The following is a 2348-nucleotide window of genomic DNA, read 5'->3' as shown; positions in this document are numbered from 1 at the left end:
CTCTGTTTTTCAAGAGAAAACCATGCCCAAGAGATTCTAACCTCTTTTCTCGTTTCAAATTGAAAGACTTCAAGTCAATTGTGAAAACAGTTGTCACACTGGAAGTCAGACCTTGTCAACCAGGAGGATCGCCGGTCTTCTCACCGTCGAGCCGTCGAATTCGTACTTCAGTTCTGGCCAGGAACTGGTCTGGGGGAACGAAATATTGCTGTCTCCAAAATCTCCAATCAATACCGTGTCTTCGGACTTAGTTCCCCTTATTGTGGGATTCCATGCGACGGCATTTCCCCTCTTGAGAATAAAATCGCTCTTGAGATTGCCATGCACTTCTCTCGGCAGATAGCCAGCTACTCCACCCTGATGATGAAGCTTCCATTCCCCTCCCCTGCCAACGTGTTCGTAGGCCTCCACAAGCTTCTCAAAGACATTGGAAAGCCTCTCTCCCGGCTTTGAGGAATCGATTGCAACAGCATCCACAAAACAGTTCCGCTCGTGCTGAAGGCTGATCTCCTCCACAGGCTCGAACATGAACGATCTGCTGGACGAAACAATTAGCCCGCGCCTTCTGGCACAGATGCTTACAAATCCTCTCCTATCAAGTTTGACGTTTCGAGATAGGTTGTGCCTGTAACTTAGAGAACTGTCCTCGGAAAAGACAAGCGTCAGTATTGGTTCGATATCTCTCTTTGACATGGCTTCATAGAATAGACCTTGAACTTCGAGCTCGGTCATATTCCTCTTCAAACCCGGAATAATTGAAGAAAAGATATCATCACAATCTCTTCCGAGAGCTCTGTAGGTTTCTATCTCATAAACACTGAGGACTGTGCGCATTTCTGTTAGGTCAACGTATTCGCTGTCATACCTTCCGGTATCGGAGAGAAGCTTTCCTTTTAGCAGGTTGTCGATTAACCTCTTTTCACCATAAGTCTCAAACCAGTTGTACTCAAGAAATCCAAACTCACCCAGAAGCTCCTCGTGAAATTCGACTTCCTGTATCCTTTGCTTTTCAATATTGTTCGTGATAATGTAAACCCTGTCAAGTGTTACCAGAACCGATGCCTCGCCTTCCGTAGAATTTAGAGTAATATGACTCCTGGCTCCAAAAGTTACCCAAGAAAAATTGCAGCACTTGCTTATCAGAAAAGCACCGGCTCCTCTGGAAGATATCTCTTCCCTAAGACCATCAATTCTCCTTCTGAACTCTTCTATCAGCATTGAAACCTCCCTCCCGAACTCAGACTGCAACAGAGATCATTTCCAGTCTCTCAGCCTCTCAGGTTCTATTACTCTTGTTTGAGTTCCCCTGCGTGGTCTCTCCATGTACTCCTCAACTCTTTCCTTCCATCGCTTGTAATGATCTGTCCTCTTGTGATTTGCAGCTGCTTCCTCGGATTCATAGGCTTCATAGAGAAAAAAATGGGATGGATCTGCTTTATCCTGAAGGAAGTCGAATCTCAAATTACCCGGCTCACTTACAGACTTCTTGTGATTTTCACGAGTGGCTTCTATGAATTTATCTAAAAACTCACTCTTGACTTGAATATCAACTACTGTAACTATCATCAGTACTCCCCTCCGATCAGCTTCGAAGATATCTCGTTGTGTCTCTTTATCAAACCTGGAAGTTCACTATCGATTACCCTTCCGTTCTGGACACGGATCTTCCCGTTTATCATGACCATGTCACTTTTGTGCGGATCACAGAGAACGAGAGATGCAACAGGATCGGAGAGTCCCCCTGACATAGACAGAGTATCAAGTCTAAAGGCAGCAAGGTCCGCCGATTTTCCAACCTCGACCGATCCTATGAAATCATCCATTCTCAATACCCGGGCCCCTCCAAGAGTCGCAAATTCAAGAACATCTCTGGGAGTGAGAGCATCGGCACCTTTCAAAACCCTTTGAAGCATCAGAGCATTTCGTATCTCCAAAAGCATGTTTCCTGTATCGTTCGATGAGCTTCCGTCGACGGCAAGGCCGATTCTCATTCCTGCTTCCTTCATCTCTTTCACACGGGCAATTCCCGACCCGAGTCTCATATTGGATGAAGGACAGTGTGCCATTCCACAGTCGTTTTCAGAGAGTTTTCTAATGTCCTCATCGCTAAGCCATACTAGATGTGCGAACCAGCTGCGCCTGTTCAACCAGCCAACCTTCTCCATGAATTCGACAGGTCTCAGCCCCTTTTTCTGTATGCAGAAGTCGTCTTCATCGCGAGTCTCCGCCAGATGCGTATGAAGAAGAACGTCAAATTTCTCGGCCAGCTCTGCAGTTCTGATCATTGATTCCTCTGTAACCGAGAAAGGAGAACAGGGAGCCAGCGCTATCCGGAGCATAGCGTTTTT

3 protein-coding genes are annotated in these 2348 nt (G+C 46.2%); all 3 read right to left on the bottom strand.

Annotated elements, in window-relative coordinates:
* Positions 1-105 precede the first annotated feature (105 nt).
* On the bottom strand, positions 106-1218 hold the full coding sequence (locus BG32_RS07440; RefSeq protein WP_014731968.1) for a Xaa-Pro peptidase family protein: 1113 nt from the start codon (positions 1216-1218) through the stop codon (positions 106-108).
* A 36-nt stretch (positions 1219-1254) separates the two neighbouring features.
* On the bottom strand, positions 1255-1566 hold the full coding sequence (locus BG32_RS07435) for an antibiotic biosynthesis monooxygenase (RefSeq protein ID WP_121526634.1): 312 nt from the start codon (positions 1564-1566) through the stop codon (positions 1255-1257).
* Positions 1566-2348, bottom strand: a 783-nt coding sequence (locus tag BG32_RS07430) for an amidohydrolase family protein (protein WP_147434875.1), incomplete at its 5' end; no start/stop codon positions are given. The genes BG32_RS07435 and BG32_RS07430, both read right to left, overlap by 1 nt.

The sequence above is a fragment of the Mesotoga sp. HF07.pep.5.2.highcov genome (assembly GCF_003666285.1).
In the GTDB taxonomy this organism is placed as follows: Bacteria; Thermotogota; Thermotogae; order Petrotogales; family Kosmotogaceae; genus Mesotoga; species Mesotoga prima.
Note: the sequence above shows the minus strand (reverse complement) of the source record. Positions and strands in the feature narration are given on the sequence as shown.

Coding starts and splice junctions, on each gene's coding strand:
- BG32_RS07435 (WP_121526634.1), bottom strand. CDS start 1,566: ATGATAGTTACAGTAGTTGATATTCAAGTCAAGAGTGAGTTTTTAGAT.
- BG32_RS07440 (WP_014731968.1), bottom strand. CDS start 1,218: ATGCTGATAGAAGAGTTCAGAAGGAGAATTGATGGTCTTAGGGAAGAG.